The 19,197-nt window shown below is 47.8% G+C and carries 14 protein-coding genes and 2 pseudogenes; 10 read left to right on the top strand and 6 right to left on the bottom strand.

All coding sequences use genetic code 11. The features are described 5' to 3' along the window. A complete protein-coding gene (tsaD, locus tag I6L45_RS09795) occupies positions 1-1,014 on the bottom strand; it encodes a tRNA (adenosine(37)-N6)-threonylcarbamoyltransferase complex transferase subunit TsaD (protein ID WP_216984094.1) in 1,014 nt (337 codons plus the stop codon). Positions 1,015-1,193: 179 nt separating this feature from the next. Here tsaD and rpsU point away from each other — a divergent pair, with 179 nt between their 5' ends. The 4 genes from rpsU (at position 1,194) to rpoD (ending at position 5,823) form a co-directional block, all read left to right on the top strand. Next, the gene (rpsU, locus tag I6L45_RS09800) at positions 1,194-1,409 is read left to right on the top strand and encodes a 30S ribosomal protein S21 (protein WP_005309452.1); all 216 of its coding nucleotides are present in this window, start codon (positions 1,194-1,196) and stop codon (positions 1,407-1,409) included. A 15-nt stretch (positions 1,410-1,424) separates the two neighbouring features. Then, on the top strand, positions 1,425-1,868 hold the full coding sequence (locus I6L45_RS09805; RefSeq protein WP_216984095.1) for a GatB/YqeY domain-containing protein: 444 nt from the start codon (positions 1,425-1,427) through the stop codon (positions 1,866-1,868). A gap of 88 nt (positions 1,869-1,956) precedes the next feature. After that, complete coding sequence (gene dnaG / locus I6L45_RS09810; RefSeq protein WP_216984096.1) at positions 1,957-3,744, top strand: DNA primase; 1,788 nt, start codon at positions 1,957-1,959, stop codon at positions 3,742-3,744. Positions 3,745-3,966: 222 nt separating this feature from the next. Next, complete coding sequence (gene rpoD / locus I6L45_RS09815; RefSeq protein ID WP_245155436.1) at positions 3,967-5,823, top strand: RNA polymerase sigma factor RpoD; 1,857 nt, start codon at positions 3,967-3,969, stop codon at positions 5,821-5,823. Between the two features lie 768 nt (positions 5,824-6,591). Here the strand turns inward: rpoD and I6L45_RS09820 are convergent. Then, complete coding sequence (locus I6L45_RS09820; RefSeq protein ID WP_115545063.1) at positions 6,592-7,155, bottom strand: hypothetical protein; 564 nt, start codon at positions 7,153-7,155, stop codon at positions 6,592-6,594. 118 nt (positions 7,156-7,273) lie between these two features. On the opposite strand from I6L45_RS09820, the gene I6L45_RS09825 reads away from it, so the two are divergent. Further along, positions 7,274-7,480 (top strand): helix-turn-helix domain-containing protein, encoded by a 207-nt coding sequence (locus I6L45_RS09825; protein WP_102988421.1) that lies wholly within the window; start codon positions 7,274-7,276, stop codon positions 7,478-7,480. Positions 7,481-7,712: 232 nt separating this feature from the next. On the opposite strand, the pseudogene I6L45_RS09830 reads toward I6L45_RS09825, so the two are convergent. Next, positions 7,713-8,578, bottom strand: a pseudogene (locus I6L45_RS09830) (IS5 family transposase). Positions 8,579-8,848: 270 nt separating this feature from the next. Here I6L45_RS09830 and I6L45_RS09835 point away from each other — a divergent pair. Further along, positions 8,849-9,889, top strand: a complete 1,041-nt coding sequence (locus tag I6L45_RS09835) for an IS481-like element ISAs19 family transposase (RefSeq protein WP_216984097.1) — start codon at positions 8,849-8,851, stop codon at positions 9,887-9,889. A gap of 237 nt (positions 9,890-10,126) precedes the next feature. On the opposite strand, the gene tolC is transcribed toward I6L45_RS09835, so the two are convergent. The 3 genes from tolC to I6L45_RS09850 form a co-directional block, all read right to left on the bottom strand. Then, positions 10,127-11,428: an outer membrane channel protein TolC gene (tolC, locus tag I6L45_RS09840; RefSeq protein WP_167576933.1), complete on the bottom strand. Its 1,302-nt coding sequence runs from the start codon at positions 11,426-11,428 to the stop codon at positions 10,127-10,129. An 86-nt stretch (positions 11,429-11,514) separates the two neighbouring features. Next, complete coding sequence (locus tag I6L45_RS09845; protein WP_216984098.1) at positions 11,515-14,655, bottom strand: efflux RND transporter permease subunit; 3,141 nt, start codon at positions 14,653-14,655, stop codon at positions 11,515-11,517. Further along, positions 14,652-16,196 carry an efflux RND transporter periplasmic adaptor subunit gene (locus tag I6L45_RS09850; protein WP_017778712.1) on the bottom strand — a complete coding sequence of 515 codons (1,545 nt, stop codon included), beginning with the start codon at positions 16,194-16,196 and terminating at the stop codon, positions 14,652-14,654. Before I6L45_RS09850 ends, I6L45_RS09845 begins: the two co-directional genes overlap by 4 nt. 208 nt (positions 16,197-16,404) lie before the next feature. Here I6L45_RS09850 and I6L45_RS09855 point away from each other — a divergent pair, with 208 nt between their 5' ends. The 4 genes and pseudogenes from I6L45_RS09855 to I6L45_RS09870 form a co-directional block, all read left to right on the top strand. Continuing rightward, positions 16,405-16,728: a hypothetical protein gene (locus I6L45_RS09855; RefSeq protein WP_134697284.1), complete on the top strand. Its 324-nt coding sequence runs from the start codon at positions 16,405-16,407 to the stop codon at positions 16,726-16,728. A 191-nt stretch (positions 16,729-16,919) separates the two neighbouring features. Further along, positions 16,920-17,606, top strand: coding sequence for a heavy metal response regulator transcription factor (locus tag I6L45_RS09860; RefSeq protein ID WP_005303881.1), 687 nt, complete (start codon positions 16,920-16,922; stop codon positions 17,604-17,606). Beyond that, the gene (locus I6L45_RS09865; RefSeq protein ID WP_134697285.1) at positions 17,596-18,951 is read left to right on the top strand and encodes a heavy metal sensor histidine kinase; all 1,356 of its coding nucleotides are present in this window, start codon (positions 17,596-17,598) and stop codon (positions 18,949-18,951) included. Before I6L45_RS09860 ends, I6L45_RS09865 begins: the two co-directional genes overlap by 11 nt. A 112-nt stretch (positions 18,952-19,063) precedes the next feature. Then, a pseudogene (locus tag I6L45_RS09870) lies at positions 19,064-19,162 on the top strand (IS5/IS1182 family transposase); the annotation flags it as partial. Positions 19,163-19,197 lie beyond the last annotated feature (35 nt).

The following is a 19,197-nucleotide window of genomic DNA, read 5'->3' on the forward strand; positions in this document are numbered from 1 at the left end:
TCACACCGGATCCAGCGTATCCAGCGGCCAGCGCGGCACGGCCTTGACGACCAGGGGTTCGAATACGCCCGCCTTCAGGCGCTGCATGCCGGCATAGGCGATCATGGCGCCGTTGTCGGTGCAGTATTCGGTGCGCGGATAGAAGACTTCACCGTTCAGGCTCTCCATCAGCTCGGCGAGCTGGGCCCGCAGATGACGGTTGGCACTGACGCCACCGGCCACCACCAGACGATTGAGGCCGGTCTCTTTCAGGGCGCGGCGGCACTTGATCGCCAGGGTGTCGACCACGGCGTCCTCAAACGCCCGGGCGATGTCGGCACGGGTCTGCTCGTCATCGCCATTGGCGGCGATGGTGTTGGCGGCGAAGGTCTTGAGGCCGGAGAAGCTCATGTCGAGCCCGGGGCGGTCGGTCATGGGACGCGGGAAGGTGAAACGTCCCTTGGTGCCTTTCTCGGCAAGACGGGAGAGCAGGGGGCCACCGGGGTAGTCCAGGCCCATCAGCTTGGCGGTCTTGTCGAACGCTTCGCCGGCAGCATCGTCGATGGATTCCCCGAGCAGCTGGTAGCTGCCGATGCCATCGACTCTGACCAGCATGGAGTGGCCGCCGGAGACCAGCAGTGCCACGAAGGGGAACTCGGGAGCCTTCTCTTCCAGCATGGGGGCCAGCAGGTGGCCTTCCATGTGGTGTACCGCCACGGCGGGTTTGCCCCAGGCCATGGCCAGGGAGCGGCCTATGGTAGCCCCGACCAGGATGGCGCCCACCAGACCCGGACCTGCGGTATAGGCGATGCCGTCGATCTCATCCTTGCCGATTCCGGCCTCCTTCAGGGCGGCCTGGATCAAGGGGATCGTCTTGCGCACATGATCCCGGCTGGCCAGCTCGGGAACGACGCCGCCGTAGTCCGCATGCAGCTTGACCTGGCTGTATAACTGGTGGGAAAGGATCCCTTTTTGATCATCGAAGATCGCGATCCCGGTTTCGTCACAGGATGTCTCTATGCCCAATACACGCATTGCTAAAAAATTTCACTGCTAAAATGAGACGGCTATGGTAACCTTCGCGGGTTTTTTAAACCAGAGCGATCTCTGCGGGTTTACTTTCATTCCCTGTCCAGAGTATAATTTCGCACCATTTTAAGACATGCTGATCGATTGAAGGTCAGCTAACAATTTATCACTGAGGTGAAAGGCACATGCCAGTAATCAAAGTCCGTGAAAATGAGCCGTTTGACGTTGCTCTGCGTCGCTTCAAGCGTTCTTGCGAAAAGGCCGGTATCCTGTCCGAAGTTCGTAGCCGTGAGTTCTACGAGAAGCCGACTACCATTCGCAAGCGCGCCAAAGCGTCCGCCGTCAAGCGTCACGCCAAGAAGCTGTCCCGCGAAAACGCACGTCGTATCCGCCTGTACTAATCAAGGGATCATGCCGTGTCTCTGAAGGATCAACTCAAGGATCAGCAAAAGCTCGCCATGCTTGCCAAAGACAAGGCTCGCCTGGGAGCGATCCGTTTGTTGATGGCCGAGATCAAGCAGCGTGAAGTTGACACTCGTGTCGAGCTCGGTGATCAGGAGATCCTCGCCGTGGTGACCAAGATGGTCAAACAGCGTCGTGATTCCATCACCCAATTCGAAGCTGCCGGTCGCCAGGATCTTGCCGACAAAGAGTCCGCAGAGATCGTTGTGCTGCAGGAGTTCCTGCCACAACAGCTGACCGATGCCGAGATCGCCGCCCTGATTGAGCAAGCCGTCGCCGAAAGCGGGGCTGCCGTCATGGCTGACATGAGCAAGGTCATGGCTGTCTTGAAGCCGAAAATTCAGGGGCGTGCCGATGTCGGCGCCGTCAGTGCGCAGGTGAAAACCCGCTTGGCGTAACAGGCAACTCTCTTGTTTGGTCAAAGAAGCCGTGCTTCCCTGGGAATGCGCGGCTTTTTTATTTTCTATGCAATGAAACAGGACGGTTATGGCAGGCAGGATCCCGCAATCCTTTATCGATGATCTGCTCGTACGCACCGACATAGTCGAACTAATCGACTCCCGTGTGCGGTTGAAGAAAGCCGGTAAGAACTACCAGGCTTGCTGCCCTTTTCATAACGAAAAAAGCCCCTCCTTTACCGTCAGCCAGGAGAAGCAGTTCTACCACTGTTTCGGTTGTGGTGCCCACGGCAATGCCATCGGCTTTGTCATGGAGTACGACGGGCTCGAATTTCCCGATGCCATCGAGGAGCTGGCGAGCCTGCATGGCATGCAGGTGCCGCGCGAGCAAACCTCTGGCGGGTCCGGCAATAGCCAGCCAGCCGTCAGCAAGGATCTGTTCGAGCTGATGAACCAGATCGCCCGCTTCTACGAGAGCAATCTCAAGAACGCGCCGCAGGCGGTGGAGTATCTGAAAGGCCGGGGCCTGACTGGCGAGGTGGTCAAGCGCTTCAACATCGGGTATGCCCCGGGCGACTGGGACCAGGTGAGGCGGCGGTTTGGTGCCAGCCGGGATCACGAGCAACTGCTTATCTCAGGCGGCATGTTGATCCCCCGCGACAGCGGCCCCGGCAGCTATGATCGTTTTCGCGATCGCATCATGTTCCCGATCCGGGACAAGCGCGGCCGGGTCATCGGCTTCGGCGGGCGTGTTCTGGGTGATGGCACCCCCAAGTACCTGAACTCCCCTGAAACCCCCATCTTCCACAAGGGGAGGGAGTTGTTCGGTCTCTATGAGGTCAAACAGGCACACAAGGATCCTCGCCGGATCCTGGTAGTGGAAGGCTACATGGATGTAGTGGCGCTCGGCCAGTACGACATCGACTATGCGGTGGCGGCTCTGGGAACTGCGACCACCAGCGATCATATCCATACCCTGTTTCGCACTACGGCAGAGGTGGTCTGCTGTTACGACGGTGACAACGCCGGCCGTGAGGCGGCCTGGCGGGCTCTGGATAATGCGCTGCCCCATCTGCAGGATGGTCGTGAACTCAAGTTCGTCTTTTTGCCGGATGGGGAGGATCCCGATTCCCTGGTACGCCAGATTGGCAAGGAGGGGTTCGAAGCCCTGCTGGACAAGGCCCAGCCTTTTGCCGACTTCATGTTCGAACGCCTCGGGCGCGATGCCGCCCTCTCGGGTGAAGCGGGCAAGTTCGAAGTGGCCAACAAGGCTGCGGAACTGATACGCCGCGTACCGGAGGGCTTCACCCGCGAGGGGTTGATCACCCGCCTCTCCAGCATGATGCGCTGGGGGGAGAACAAGCAGCGGATCGCCGAGTTGTTTGCCAGAAGCAGCCAGCCCAAGGCCGAGGTGAGCAAGCCCAAGGCGGCCAAACTGACCCCGCTGCGCCGGGCGTTGGCCCTGATGGTGCAATATCCGGCGATCACCGCCGAATTGCCGGCCATGCCTGAGCTGGCCGATCTGCGTCTCCAGGGCATCCGGTTCCTGCTGCAGCTGCACCAGCAGATCCTGACTCAGCCCGGGGTGACGACGGGCATCCTGCTGGAGCATTGGCGTGGCACCAAGGAAGGAGAAATCCTGGCCCAGCTGGCGATGCATGATCTGTTTGAAGAGGTAAAGCTCGACCAGGAGCCCGATATTCTGGGAGAATTGCAGGATACCTTCGTCGGTTTCATCAACCTGTTCCTGAAGCAACGCATCGAGGAATTACAGGCCAAGGTGGTGCAAGAAGGGCTAAGCTCTGAGGAGACACAGGAGCTGATGATGCTGATCAGAGAGGTGCAGATTGAGAAAAGAAACGAGAGTGGGGCTTGATATTTGAGTGAGTAGTCCCAATATGAATAGCGTTGCCCGAATCGACGGGATTGAAAGCAAACACTTTATAACCACCTGGCCCCGACAACACTGCGGGCAGGGGTTTCTCATGACCGACGCCGCAACCAGACATAGCATGTCTGGCGGTTTTCTATTAGAATTGGCTATTTGCGCAGCAGCGCACTGTACGCGCAACCTAGCAACACCAACCGGATGAGTTCTATGGAGCAAACCCCGCAGTCTCAGCTTAAACTCCTCGTTGCCAAAGGTAAAGAACAGGGCTACCTGACTTATGCCGAGGTGAACGATCACCTCCCGCAAGACATTGTCGATTCAGACCAGATCGAAGACATCATCCAGATGATCAACGATATGGGCATTCAAGTGGTTGAAAACGCTCCGGATGCCGATGACCTTATCATGGCTGAAGGTGGTACCGCCGATGAGGACGCTGCCGAAGCAGCGGCCCAGGCACTGGCATCTGTTGAATCCGAGATTGGTCGCACGACCGATCCCGTCCGCATGTACATGCGAGAAATGGGTACCGTCGAACTGTTGACCCGTGAAGGCGAGATCGATATCGCCAAGCGGATCGAAGACGGGATCAACCAGGTACAAAGCTCCGTGGCCGAGTACCCGGAAGCCATCACCTATCTGCTCGAGCAGTACGACAAGTATGAAGCCGAGCAACTGCGCCTCTCAGACATCATCTCCGGCTTTATCGACCCGAACGAAGTGGATGACGTGGCGCCGACCGCCACCCACATCGGCTCCGAGCTCAGCGAAGATGACCTCGCCGATGAGGATGAAGACGAAGACGAAGACGAAGACGAAGACGGCGACAATTCCGACGACGACGGCGACGGCGGTCCGGATCCGGAAGTCGCGCGCGAGAAGTTCGGTGAACTGCGCGCCCAGTATGAAGTGACTCGTCTCTCCATTCAGCAGAATGGTCGTGCCCACGACGACACCCAGAACGCCATCGCCCAGCTGGCCGATGTCTTCCGTCAATTCCGCCTGATGCCCAAGCAGTTCGATCGCCTGGTCAACAACATGCGGGAGATGATGGAGCGTGTCCGCGTGCAGGAACGCATCATCATGAAGCTCTGCGTGGAGCAGGCCAAGATGCCTAAGAAGACCTTCGTCGCGGCCTTCACCAACAACGAGTGCGAGACTGCCTGGTTCGAATACCAGAAGCAGGCCGGCAAGGCCTGGTCTTCCCGCCTGCTCGAGATGGACGAAGAGATCCTGCGTTCCATCGGCAAGCTGCAGCAGATCGAAGAAGAGACCGGCCTGTCGATTGCCCAGATCAAGGATATCAACCGTCGCATGAGCATCGGTGAGGCCAAGGCCCGCCGTGCGAAGAAAGAGATGGTCGAGGCCAACCTGCGTCTGGTGATCTCCATCGCCAAGAAGTACACCAACCGCGGTCTGCAGTTCCTGGATCTGATCCAGGAAGGCAACATCGGTTTGATGAAGGCGGTCGACAAGTTTGAATACCGTCGTGGCTACAAGTTCTCGACCTACGCCACCTGGTGGATCCGTCAGGCCATCACCCGCTCCATCGCGGATCAGGCCCGTACCATCCGTATCCCGGTGCACATGATCGAGACCATCAACAAGCTCAACCGTATCTCCCGTCAGATGCTGCAGGAGATGGGTCGCGAACCGAACCCGGAAGAGCTGGCCATGCGCATGGGCATGCCGGAAGACAAGATCCGCAAGGTATTGAAGATCGCCAAAGAGCCCATCTCCATGGAGACGCCCATCGGCGATGATGAAGACTCCCACTTGGGCGATTTCATCGAAGATACCACCCTGGCCCTGCCGGCCGATGCGGCCACCAGCGAGAGCCTGCGCAACGCGACCCGCGAAGTACTGGCCGGCCTGACCGCCCGCGAAGCCAAGGTGCTGCGCATGCGTTTCGGTATCGACATGAACACCGACCACACCCTCGAGGAAGTGGGCAAGCAGTTCGACGTCACTCGTGAACGTATCCGTCAGATCGAAGCCAAGGCCCTGCGCAAACTGCGCCACCCGAGCCGCTCGGAAGTGCTGCGCAGCTTCCTGGACGAGTAACCCTCGACCATCTGCTCCGGCCTGGAGCCGCAGCCAAAAAGCCCCGCCATGCGGGGCTTTGTTTTATCCGCCGTATGGGATGACCGAGTCCCTGTCGAGATGGACAAAATCTCGCCAAGTGGTTGATATGACTATGGACGGGTTATCTCGCATCCCCTATAATCCACGCCGCAAACCAGCATCATGGCCCCTTAGCTCAGTTGGTTAGAGCAGTCGACTCATAATCGATTGGTCGTCGGTTCTTATGTAAACCATGATTTCAGTGCATGCTTAAAGAAGTAGTAAGAGTCAAGTAAAGCTATGATTTTTAAGGCAGTTGAGTTCAGTTGCTTTAAAAATATGTGCTAGTAAAATGGTGCATAGATGAAACGGCCCCATAGCTCAGTGGTTAGAGCAGTCGACTCATAAGAAATTGTGACCTGTGTCAGTAATGACATACGGAAAAATCGGATGAATTGCTGGAAAGCTAAAAGATAGCGATATCTCATGCCAATCAGCAGCCAAGCTCTTCAAGCGTGAAGAGAAGGTTCAGAGACTAGATGGTTCAGCACGACCTTGCTGTGTAATACATCACTAGCGTCCGACATCCTATCGCTCTGCGAGGATGATGATATAGTCCAGGCCTTTACGAAAGTATCGGGTTAACTGAATCGATTGGTCGTCCGTTCAAGTCGGACTGGGGCCACCACTTTCCAAGCTGTATGTCGCTATCAAAGCCCCACATGCCGCTGTATTGTTAGCAAGACGCAACCTTTCGTTTGCTAGCCTTCATGAAGAAGGCCGCATCCCAAACACCTTCAAGATCCTCTCAACGGCCGCCAGCCTGCCCTGCAACTCCCAACTTTCCTCAACTGCATCACTGATAGCTTTGTCTATTGCTGGTTCCAGAAAAGGAAAGTCTATGAGCAAAACACCAAGCTCATCGCGCATAGCATCTTGCCTCTCTAACTGAAGACGATAGTTTCGGGCTCTCTCATCCAACTCATCCAACAAAGAACCATTCGATTTCAAATCTTTTTCCTGTTTCAGTTCCGTCACCAGAGCCTCTGGCCCAATAAATTCCTCCTTGAAATGCACTTCATCGAACTTGGGAGTCTTGATGAAATGAGAAAAGCGCTTCCCATCATCAACGTGCTTTCTCTTTAGGAGCCCCAAACGGACTAGCTTGATGAGATTCAAATAAATAATGCTATAACGCCTCCTATGTACTTTCGGTTCAGCCTTGGCACCAAAAACAGCACTTACGCACCCAGTCGCAGTGAAATCGTCCAGCTGCAATCGAATTAGTGCGGTGTAGAGTGCGGTTGGTAACCACACAGTCTGGGAATCCATAAGCAACCCTCAGCCTCAAATGACGATGAATAATGGGAATAAATATTGAGATGCGGATTATAATCCGTGGTCGTTAGCCAGACAACCAGAGATAGTGCTCGCCAGAGAGAGGCGAGACATGCAAGACCTAGCAAAAAAATTTGGTGATGCTGTACGTGAAAGGCGGCTTCAATTAGACGTATCTCAAGATGCACTCGCACATGCGGCCGAAATTGATAGAAGCTACGTAGGACGGATTGAGCGTGGTGAGGTCAATGTCACCCTGGAAAAGGCTTATCGTCTTGCCAGGGTAATGGGGTGTGACATTCGCGACTTGCTGCCATAGATATATTTGCCAAGTAATTATCTCTTTACCCAGATAAAACTAAATTTCCCTATAATTATTCACAGTGATGGCAATTAGGGAAGGTGCGAATAAGTCATATGGCACGAGAGCATTTACTGGTAACCCATTGATATTAAATGACTAAAATTTTCATTTTTTGTTCGTGGGATACTTGTTCGCACTTTCCCTAAATCAGCTATCAAGCTACGACTTCCTCAGCCCCAAGTGACTGCTACACTCGGTACTTCCTGACAGGAAGTCTAAAGATGCTCAGTTTGTTTATCTCGCGCACATACTCCATCGCCCTACCTGGCCGTTGTCGATACGCAGGCAGGTTGTGCCTGACAGCAACTGTTTGAACCGATACATTTCCGTTTATGCTAGTGAACAACGGTGATACCCAGGCATTTTCTTCCAGTGTGCGCGTCCTTCCTTGCGCATCACCAGCGCGACCTCATTTCTTGGTGCCCCTTTTTCCATGGCCCCTGTTGCAAGGCAGGATACAGGCCGTCACTCCTTTGTGCGCTATCAGCTGATGGCTGGCTTTGCTCTCATAGACAGCATCAGCATAATGCGCCGTAGTGTATTGAGCAGTGTTGGCAGCGCCTCAGCACCATGAATATTTTCCAACGACACTTCCGCTGCCACGACCTCGTGAGTCGCTAGGTCAACCGCGAGATACAACTTACGCCAGACGCAACCTTTCTCGGCACCGTGTTTTCTTACCTTCCACTCACCCTTTCCAAACACCTTCAGGCCGGTCGAGTCGATAACCAAGTCGGTGATACCCCTTTTGTGGGCTGCTGATCGATAAACTTCATTGTGCGGGCACACGGCAGCACATTCATCAGATAAAACAGGGAGTCGCATAGTCTCTGAGTGGTTCGCAGGGTAAGGCTGCAAATCCCCTTGAACATCGAAAGGTACAGGTAGTCTGGTCGGTGTATAGCTGACTGCGGCCCTATAACCCATCACAGCCATGGTGGAACCAGTTGCTTATGGCATCGGCATCAATACAGAAGATGAGTGAGACACGATTAATCAGAGACCTGCTATATTGAAGCCAATTTCAGTGATGGAATGAAGTAACTTGCCCATGATGCTGGCTGGAAGGGGATGGTGGTGATCAGATTACCGACTTCTCAGTTCGTTCCACTCAAGAAGCATCGATTTGTGAAATAAAGCGGATGAAAGAACAAATGGAGCAATTCGCACGTATAGTGCGGATTATTTAAACAATGGTCTTTATAAAACTTAAATTGTATGGAGACGGTATTCACCTGACAGTTGCCCACAAAAGGGAGTGGTCATACGGCTTCAAACCGGATAACAAAACGGTACCCCTACCGTGTTATCTGGAGTCACCGTATGACCACCAACGAGAAAGTAGCACGTCGCAAACTCAGCCTGCTAGAGCTCGCCAAAGAGCTCAATAATGTCAGCAAAGCCTGCAAGCTCATCGGCTACAGCCGTCAGCAGTTCTACGAAATTCGCCGTAATTACCAGACCTATGGCGCCGAGGGATTGCTCGACAAATTGCCCGGCTGTAAAGGGGCTCATCCCAATCGGGTCGCTCCCGAGATTGAACAGGCCATCCTCGATTACTCCCTCACCAGACCAACTCATGGCCCACTGCGGGTCGCGCAAGAACTGGCTCTGCAAGGCATCAATGTCAGTGCGGGCGGTGTGCGTGGCGTGTGGCAACGGCACGACTTGCTCTCCAAACACGACCGCTTGCTGCGCCTTGAGAAAACTCACCGGGAGCAGACCATTGAGCTCAATGACGAGCAGATTCGCCTGCTCGAACGCTTCAGCCCCGAGTTTCGCGAACGCCAGATTGAGGTTCACTACACCGGAGAACCGGTGGCGGTCGACACCTTCTTCGTCGGCGCGCTCAAGGGGGTTGGCAAGGTGTATCTGCAAACCGTGCTGGACTGCTATAGCCGCCACGCCTGGGGACGGCTCTACACCAGCAAGCTGCCGGTGACCTCGGTTCATGTGCTCAATGAAACGGTACTGCCGTTTTTCGAGGCCCACGAGGCACGGGTCTATACCATCCTGTCGGATAACGGGCGCGAGTTCTGTGGACGAGCTGACCACCATCCCTACGAGCTGTTCCTGCAACTGGAGGGGATTGAGCACCGGACAACCAAGGTACGCAGGCCGCAGAGCAACGGCTTTATCGAACGGCTGCATCGCACACTGCTGGATGAACACTTCCGTATCAAGGGGAGGACGACCTGGTATGAGTCGGTAGAGCAGATGCAGACAGACCTGGATAGCTACCTGGAACACTACAACACCCAGCGGCCACATCAGGGCAGGATGATGGAGGGACAGACGCCTTACAGCATGTTCAAGAAGGGTCTGAAATTGATACCGAAGGAAGTGCGCACTAAAGTAGCGTAAACAAGACACCGGTTTGAGGCCGGTGTCAGGTGATAACTAGATCTGTACACTTAAATCCACATTAAAAACTACAGCCCTATAGGTCGCTATATTTTCTGCATGAGTTTATAGCTATACACTAATAGTAACAAGTGCTAAAAACCTTCCGAAAAAAATAAATAAGAGAAATGAATTTCCAGGTTAAATAAAAGGCATCAGTGCAAAACTGATGCCTATTGAAAAATAGATTACACACAACTACCTTAAATTAACTAAACCATTATCAATATCAATTATTTCTTTTTTACCTAAAGACCCTGAATTTAATTTCAATGTGGCAACGTTGACTATGTAACTATATCTAGAAATAGCTAACTTTGTCTTTGCATCATACAATTTTCTATTAGCATCCAATACATCAATGATAGTCCTAGTGCCAACCTCATATCCTGCCTCGGTCGCTTTTAAAGCACTTTCAGCAGAAACTACAGCTTGTTGGTATGCTCGAACGGCTCCTATGCTTGCATTAACATTGTTATATGAAGACTTAACTGCACTCATGACCGAGCGATAACTTTTCTCCAGCTGCTCACTGGCAGCAACATAGTCAAAAGAAGATTGTTTGACTTGTGATGCTGTTGCACCACCTGTATATAGTGGCAATGAAAATTTAATACCAATGTCGCCTTGATTGGAATAACCGTCCGTATTAACTGTATTATCTTTGTAGTTATTATAAGTTGAAGATAACCCCATAGTAAGATCAACTAATGGCTTATGTCCTGACTTAGATAAATCGATCTGCATCTTCGCAAGTTCTTTTTTAATCCGAGCCTGATGTAATGCCAAATTTTTTTCAATTGCTGCATCAGTCCACTTATCAATTTTCCATAAAGTTTTTTGAGGACTGAAACGCTCTGTATCAAGCTTATTAAGCTTTCTATGCTCAAGACCAGTTAACTCACGTAGAGCCTCATAGCTATTTTCAAGCGTGTTCTCTGCATAGATCTCATCGGCAAAAGACTGATCGAAGGCGGCCTCTGCCTCATGTACATCAGTAATCGCGGCCAAACCGACCTCAAAACGCTGCTGGGTTTGAGCAAGCTGCCTCTGAATTGCCTTTTTCGTTGCCTGAGAATAAATCAGCAAATCTTCAGCCTGGAGAACATTAAAATATGTCTGTATTGTACGAAGCACTAAGTTTTGATGCTCAAGAACATAAGAAACATCTGATAGTGTCGCATTCTTCGCAGCTAAATCAAGATTAATCCAATTAGCACTGTTGTAGAGAGATTGCTCTAGATTGATTGCACTATTCGTTGCGCTCCCAGTTTGCATATCCAGATTATCGTCAACATAGTTAGCACTAAGACCAAGATTTATCTTTGGTAGAAATGATGCTTGCTCTTCATTGATTTTTTCGAATGATTGGTCACGCATTGCCTTTGACTCAAGAAGTTGCGGATCCTTTTGCTTCGCCAAGTTATAAATATCTAGCAAGCCCTCCGCATGCGTGTAACTACTAAGAAGAGCGAGTATAGGTAAAAACATTTTGTTCATCATGATAGATACCAACAGATTGTAAATAAAGAAAACGAAAGTAGCGGATGCATATTCATATAATGCATCCGCCTGTGCACCAACCGTTATTCAGGCATATCAACACCTGTAGTATTAGTGATGCTCTTCAGAGTACGTCTACGCCATAAGTAAAATGCCGCAGGTAGAACTAAGAGAGTTAAAACGAGTGCGCTTACCATCCCACCAATCATTGGCGCGGCTATTCGTTGCATAACCTCAGAGCCAGTCCCATGACTCCACATGATAGGTAATAGGCCAGCAATTATCGTTACCACTGTCATCATTTTAGGACGTAGTCGCATTGCAGCTCCATGGATAACGGCACCATGTAATCCTGCATTATCAAGTTTATCGTTCTTAACGAGATCATCCCAAGCATGGTTGAGATAGATCAACATCAATACACCTGTTTCTACAGCGACACCTGCAAGTGCTATGAATCCAACTCCAACGGCCACTGACATATTAAATCCAGCTAGCCACACGTACCAAATGCCACCAACTACAGCAAGAGGCAAGGTCGTAAGAATAAGAAGCACTTCTTGAACACGCCGAAACGCCAAGTAAAGCAATAGAACTATGATGGCAACGGTTAATGGGACTACATAGGTAAGGCGAGCTTTAGCTCGTTCCATATATTCGTATTGACCAGACCAAGTAATAGAGTACCCAGCAGGAAGAACTAATTGTTCTCCGACCATTTTTTTTGCATCCGCGACAAATGATCCAATATCTCTATTACTAATATCAACATATACCCAACCATTTAACCTAGCATTTTCACTTCGCAACATTGGGGCTTCATCGCTAATATAAATTCGAGCAACATCAGCTAGAGCAATTCGTTCACCTTTGGGAGTGATCAAAGGAAGCAACTCTAGACTAGCGACTGAGTCGCGATAGCTTTGTGGATAGCGTATATTGATTGGATATCGCTCTCGCCCCTCTATCGTCTGTCCAACATCCATGCCGCCCACAGCCGTTGCTAGTACTGCTTGAACATCCGCAATATTGAGTCCATATCGGGCAGCCTTCAGTCTATCGATATCAACTTTGACATAACGACCACCGGCGACACGCTCAGCATACACGGATAATGCCCCCTCTACACTGCCAACAATTTTCTCAAGTTGCTGTCCTATTTTTTGTATCACTTTAAGATCTGGACCAGCAATCTTGATCCCAACAGGTGTTTTAATTCCTGTTGCGAGCATATCTGTTCGAGTCTTGATTGGGGGGACCCACGCATTTGTCAAACCAGGAAATTGAATTAATGAGTCTAGCTCTTCCCGTAATTTCTCTGGTGTCATCCCAGGACGCCACTCTGATTGAGGCTTCAGCTGAATAGTGGTTTCCATCATAACAAGATCAGCTGGATCTGTTGCACTATCCGCACGGCCAGCCTTACCGAATACATTCTTTACCTCAGGGACAGTTCTAATCAGCTTATCTGTTTGTTGTAATATCTCTCGCGTTTTCCCTACCGAGATATTTGTTGCCGTTGTCGGCATATACATCAGATCCCCCTCATCAAGTGGAGGAATAAACTCAGACCCTAAATATTTTAAAGGCAAGAAACCAACAACGGTCATGATAAATGCTAAAGTAAGAGTCACCTTCGGCCATGCTAAGACGCATTTCAGCAAAGGTATATAACCCTGACTTAGCCATCTATTAATTGGGTTCGCTTGTTCAGCAAGTACCTTACCACGAATAAAGTACCCCATTACAACAGGGACTAACGTTATTGCAAGTGCAGCAGCTGCGGCCATAGCATAAGTCTTAGTATATGCGAGCGGAGCAAACATCCGCCCTTCTTGTGCTTCAAGAGCAAATACTGGTAAAAAGCTCATGGTAATAATTAATAGAGAGAAAAATATAGCAGGGCCGACTTCTGCACTGGCCTCTCCAATTACCTTCCATCTGTTTTCATTAGTTAGGGGTGTCTGTTCCATATGCTTATGGACATTTTCAATCATTACAATTGCACCATCAACCATTGCTCCAATTGCGATGGCTATCCCTCCCAAAGACATTATGTTGGCGTTGACACCCTGTATATTCATTATTATAAATGCAACTAGAATTGCGATTGGTAGGGTGATAATCACTACTAACGATGACCGTAGGTGGAATAAAAATGCTAAACAAACTAATACAACAACAATAAACTCTTCCAGTAACTTCCCTGAAAGGTTGTCGATTGCTCTTTGGATTAGATCTGAGCGGTCATATACAGTTATTATCTCAACCCCATCTGGTAGACTACTTTTTAATTCATCAAGACGAGTCTTAACTCCATCAATAGTGTGTTGTGCATTTTCGCCATAACGCATGACGATAATGCCCCCAACGACTTCACCTTCACCATTGAGCTCTGCGATGCCTCGACGTACTTGAGGGCCAGTTACCACATCCGCTACATCACCTAGCAATAGTGGAGCACCACGTACATTTGTTCCTAATGGAATGTTTTTTAGATCAGAGACATTTTTCAAATACCCATTGGAGCGAACCATATACTCAGCTTCGGCCATCTCGATAACTGAAGCACCTGTTTCCTGGTTACCTTGTTCTATTGCTGTCTGAATTAAAGACAAAGGTACACCATATGCACGCAGCTTATTGGGGTCTACACGAACCTGATACTGACGAACCATTCCTCCAACCGTAGCGACTTCAGAAACCCCCTCTACAGTCTGTAATTCATACTTTAAAAACCAGTTTTGCAGTGAGGTTAATTCACTTAAGTCATGCTTACCTGTTCTATCGATCAGTGCATACTGATAGACCCAACCAACACCAGTTGCATCAGGCCCAAGCTGGGGCCTCGCAGAAGATGGTAAATTAGGAGCAACTTGGCTCAAGTATTCTAAAACTCGCGCCCGCGCCCAATACAAATCCGTATTGTCATCGAATAGAACATAAACGAAAGAATCACCAAAGAAAGAATAACCACGGACGGTAGTTGCACCAGGAACAGCAAGCATGGCGGTGGTTAATGGGTAAGTTACTTGGTCTTCAACTACTTGTGGTGCTTGCCCAGGATAACTTGTTTTGATAATAACTTGAACATCCGACAAATCAGGCAGCGCATCAACAGGAGTTTGCTTGACTGACCATATTCCCCATGCAGTGAGCAACACACTTAACAAAAGAACAAGGAATCGATTGCCAATAGACCATCGAATTATTGATGTGATCATTTCTGACCTCCTATCTCATCCATTTCGGCCATATCATGCTTGGAATGGTCCAATTGTGGAGCAGATGGAGCCTTACCTTTCCCGTTACTACTATTTGAATCTGAATTTTTAATATTTGTTTTAGCAATCGGCTCCTTGATACCAGTTATAATGTATCGTTCCCCATCCTGCCTTAGCAAAACACTCACGGAGTGACCCATCTTTAAACTTGAAGGAGCAATACTCTTATCAAGTTCAAAGCTCATACGCATTGCTGGCCATTGCCATTCTGGTACTTGTTGGTGTGCAATTGTGATCTGCCTATTCTGACCAATATCAACGATGTCAGCATTGACCCAGACTTGAGCAGGACGAAATGCAGTCATGCGCTGGAAGTCGGAACTGATACTTGACTCAGAGTCTAATAAAAACTGAGCAGACCTTACTATCTCATCACCTTCTTCAACTCCAGATGTAACAACGATATGTTCCCTAAACTGAGAACCGAGAGTGACTTCAACAGATTTGAAGCGCCCATCACCTAATGACAGCACTACTCGATTCTGCGTTCCTGTTCTAATAATAGCCTCACTAGGCACCACAAGATTAGACTCGGTTCCACCGGCTTTTATGTTGATCTGAGCAAACATATTCGGCTTAAGGAACTCGTCTGGATTATCAAAGCGTAGCCTGACCTTAAGCGTTCTAGTTGATGCGTCTAGGGTGGGATATAAATAATCAACTTTACCGACCCAAGTTCTGCTTGGCGCATAATCAAGAGTCATGGTAACTGGATCTCCCAATTTCAATACGGTAGCTTGGCGCTCAAAAATTTCTGCACTGACCCAAACTTGTTGTAATGTGCTGATATTAAATAGCGCCTCAGCTGGTTCTACGTACTGTCCCTCTCGAATTTTTAGCTCAGAAATATATCCATCACTAGGTGCATAGAAATTAATTGTTTCACGCACTTTCCTAGTTCGCTTTAAAATAGATATTTGATCACTTGGAATTTGTAGCGCCTTGAGTTTCCCTTCTGCGGCTCGAATCAACAAAGGGTTACTGCTATTCATGGCCAACAAGTATTCATGCTGCGCATTTACTAAATCAGGGGCATATAATGCGTAAATAAAACTACCTTTGGTAACCCTTTGCCCCTCACTTTTAATTGCAAGGGTTCGTACCCAGCCAGCCATACGTGAGTTGATAGCTTCAAGACGGTCTTCATCATATCCAACATATCCAACAGTATCAATTTCCTGATAAGTAGGAGCTCGTTTGACTTGATCGAGACGAACACCAAGATTCTGCTGTATTTCCGGTGATATTGTAACTGTGCCAGCTGACCCTTGACCTTGAGCTTTCTCTTCATAAACAGGAATGAAATCCATTCCCATTGTGTCCTTGGCTGGAGAAGGTCTCTTATCAGCTGGATCCATCGGGTTTACCCAATAAAGAGGTTGTTTTTCCTTTAATGTATTTACATCTTTAAAATTTGTGAGCAGGTAGACACTACCGCCTCCTGCGACAAAAACTAACAACATTGCAATAAATTTCATCATGCCATGCCCCTTAAGATATATTCAAAATATGGAAAACCAGGTGGTGTAAAATCATCTCTCATACCCCAATAGGGTGAATCATACATACTTGCCCTCTTAAAGATCTATATCCTTACGGTAATGTAATCTTGCTGACAGCAGCATGTAATGTTGATTGTATATAGTGATTAGCGATAACCGTGCAATAACAACGAAATGAGGTAATCCAATGAAAATCAAGACCATCTTAGCTGCGCTCACCATGTTGATTAGTAGTTCAGCGGCTTTCGCTAATGCCCCAATGCCTTTCGATCTTAGAGCAGGGCATGGAGTAGTCTATGTAGAATGGAAAATATCTGCATTGCCTACTGACTCCGTGGACGTATCCACCCCCGATGGCACGAAACTGGGCGTTGTGAAGGCTCTCCCTGGTAAGACCAAGCAGTTAACACTTCCTTCTGATAAAAATATTAAAGAAGTTATCGTGGACTATAAAGGAACCATTCATAACGTCTCTCTCCCGCATGGTATGGGAAGCGGTAGTAACCGTTAAGATCTTCCACATGTAAAAAACGGCCAGCTTATGCTGGCCGTTTTTTAAACATTAAAAATAATCATTCTAGATTTTATAATTTCGATATAACCTTCATTGAAACTCTTGATGCAGCTGGATTTTTTTTATTTTTTAGTGTATGTAGTAGCATAGACTACTGACTATCTTAATACTGCATATTGGAGAACATAATGAATATTTTAGTTGTTGAAGATGAGCCAAAGATAGGTGAGTATTTAAAGAAAGGACTCACTGAGTCAGGCTACATTGTTACTCTCGCCACAAATGGAATTGATGGTCGCTTTTATATACTTAGCCATGAATTTGACTTAATAATACTAGATATTATGTTACCTGGGATTAACGGATGGCAGCTTCTTGAGGAAATTAGAAATATAAACATTCAAGTACCTGTCATGTTCCTGACGGCAAAAGATGGTGTCGGAGATAGAGTAAAGGGGCTAGAGTCTGGAGCTGATGATTATCTTTCAAAACCATTTGCATTCACTGAACTACTAGCCAGAATAAAAAACCTTCTTAGGCGATCCAAAGACAATCATATTGAAGAGGTTATATCAATTTCAGATTTGATTATAAACATCAAATCAAGAACAGTTAAGCGGTCGGGTAAAAAAATACATCTCACCCCTAAAGAATATCTATTACTTGAGTTATTAGCTCGGCGGCATGGTGAAGTATTACCTCGCTCATTAATTGCCTCTTTGGTATGGGATATGAATTTTGACAGCGATACAAATGTAATAGATGTTGCAATCAGAAGATTAAGAGCCAAGGTTGATGATGATTATCAAATAAAATTAATTCATACTATTCGAGGAATGGGATATAAATTAGAAGGTGCTGGCGATGAAGAGTAACATGCCTATAACTATACGTGCTATGCTTTTTGTTTCTGTCGCCATAACGATCAGTATGATTTCCTTGTTATTTTTGGTAGAGACATCTATCAAAAATCATTTCTTAGACCTTGATAATGAAACGATAGATAACAAAACGATTATTATCGAGCAGTTTTCAAAGCGCATAGATGCAGTTCAAAGAATTATCAATTGGGATACAATCAATCCTGACTCTAATTTTTATATCGAGATATTAAAAGATGGTAAAAATATATATAGGAGTGAACGAGACAGCTTTAATTTGAGAAAGTTCAGCAATACACTAATTCATGTATCTGAAACTGACACTTCCGCTCCACATAAATATCTCAGTAAAAACATTAATTTTAAAAAAAATGATAACTCCTATTCAGTCGTGTTCTATTTAGACTCAAGTGTTCACTCTCATTTTTTGTCTGACTTTAGGATGCAGCTATTAATCATAGTCTTTGGTGTTTGGGCGATCATAATATTGTCTACATACTTGGGTATAAGGCAAGGCCACAAACCTATTTATATATTAAGCAAACATATGTCGACTATTCAGGCTGAACAGTTGAGCTCAACATTAGAACCCAACCAATATCCGAGAGAGTTAAGGGAGTTGGTTGACTCATTCAATACCATGCTATCTAAACTAAACAATAGTTTCGTTAAGTTATCTGATTTTTCAGATGATGTAGCGCATGAACTAAGAACCCCATTAACCAATATAATCATGCAGGCTCAAGTTGGGTTAAATCAAGACAGGAGCATCTCCGAATATAAAGAGTTCCTATATTCAATTCTGGAAGAGCTTGAGCGTTTGGCAAAGATGGTTAGCGATATGCTGTGGATTGCCAGGTCAGACAAAGGTTTGATTTCTGCAAATAAAGAATTTTTAGATTCAGAGAATGAACTTTCTTCTATTTTAGATTTCTTTATGTATTTAGCAGAAGAAAAAAGCCTTACGTTTAACGTTGCAAATACTAATAAGCTTGTATTTGCTGACAAAATAATGTTTCGTCGTTCGATATCCAATCTGATATCTAACGCAATAAAATACTCAGAGAGTAACTCTGTCATTAGCATCTCGATATCAAACGATGAAGGAAATAATTCTATTGTTGAAATAAAGAACAAATGCAAAGGTATATCTTACGATGACTCTTTGAGAATGTTTGACCGATTTTATAGGGCAGATTTATCAAGATCTAGCAATAACGATAGTGTCGGACTGGGTCTATCGATTGTTAAATCGATAACCGAAGTTAATGGAGGGAAGGCATGGAACAAATTAAGTGGTGATTATATTTCATTTTATTTATTATTCCCAGCCAAATAGCTTTTAGCTATTTAACGTAGGACGACACTAGCATTATTAAAGAGCATGGTTGCCAAAATCAGCCAGTAAGTCATGACTTCCCCAGCCCCAAGTGACAGCTACGCACGGGGCTTCCTTACAGGCAGGCAATGCGCAGGTGGCGGGGGAAATCCTAGCAGGGGTAAAGGTCATGAACAGGATAATGGGCTTAAGTATGCCCGTTTGGCAGTAAGTCAGTTGGGTAAGGAAAACGATCAGGGAGCAAGC

It is taken from the genome of Aeromonas sp. FDAARGOS 1415, from assembly GCF_019048365.1.
Classification (GTDB): domain Bacteria; phylum Pseudomonadota; class Gammaproteobacteria; order Enterobacterales; family Aeromonadaceae; genus Aeromonas; species Aeromonas taiwanensis.

Bases quoted from the DNA above. Each gene is read 5' to 3' on its own strand.
- tsaD (WP_216984094.1), bottom strand. From the start codon at position 1,014: ATGCGTGTATTGGGCATAGAGACATCCTGTGACGAAACCGGGATCGCG.
- rpsU (WP_005309452.1), top strand. From the start codon at position 1,194: ATGCCAGTAATCAAAGTCCGTGAAAATGAGCCGTTTGACGTTGCTCTG.
- dnaG (WP_216984096.1), top strand. From the start codon at position 1,957: ATGGCAGGCAGGATCCCGCAATCCTTTATCGATGATCTGCTCGTACGC.
- rpoD (WP_245155436.1), top strand. From the start codon at position 3,967: ATGGAGCAAACCCCGCAGTCTCAGCTTAAACTCCTCGTTGCCAAAGGT.
- I6L45_RS09820 (WP_115545063.1), bottom strand. From the start codon at position 7,155: ATGGATTCCCAGACTGTGTGGTTACCAACCGCACTCTACACCGCACTA.
- I6L45_RS09825 (WP_102988421.1), top strand. From the start codon at position 7,274: ATGCAAGACCTAGCAAAAAAATTTGGTGATGCTGTACGTGAAAGGCGG.
- I6L45_RS09835 (WP_216984097.1), top strand. From the start codon at position 8,849: ATGACCACCAACGAGAAAGTAGCACGTCGCAAACTCAGCCTGCTAGAG.
- tolC (WP_167576933.1), bottom strand. From the start codon at position 11,428: ATGAACAAAATGTTTTTACCTATACTCGCTCTTCTTAGTAGTTACACG.
- I6L45_RS09845 (WP_216984098.1), bottom strand. From the start codon at position 14,655: ATGATCACATCAATAATTCGATGGTCTATTGGCAATCGATTCCTTGTT.
- I6L45_RS09850 (WP_017778712.1), bottom strand. From the start codon at position 16,196: ATGATGAAATTTATTGCAATGTTGTTAGTTTTTGTCGCAGGAGGCGGT.
- I6L45_RS09855 (WP_134697284.1), top strand. From the start codon at position 16,405: ATGAAAATCAAGACCATCTTAGCTGCGCTCACCATGTTGATTAGTAGT.
- I6L45_RS09860 (WP_005303881.1), top strand. From the start codon at position 16,920: ATGAATATTTTAGTTGTTGAAGATGAGCCAAAGATAGGTGAGTATTTA.
- I6L45_RS09865 (WP_134697285.1), top strand. From the start codon at position 17,596: ATGAAGAGTAACATGCCTATAACTATACGTGCTATGCTTTTTGTTTCT.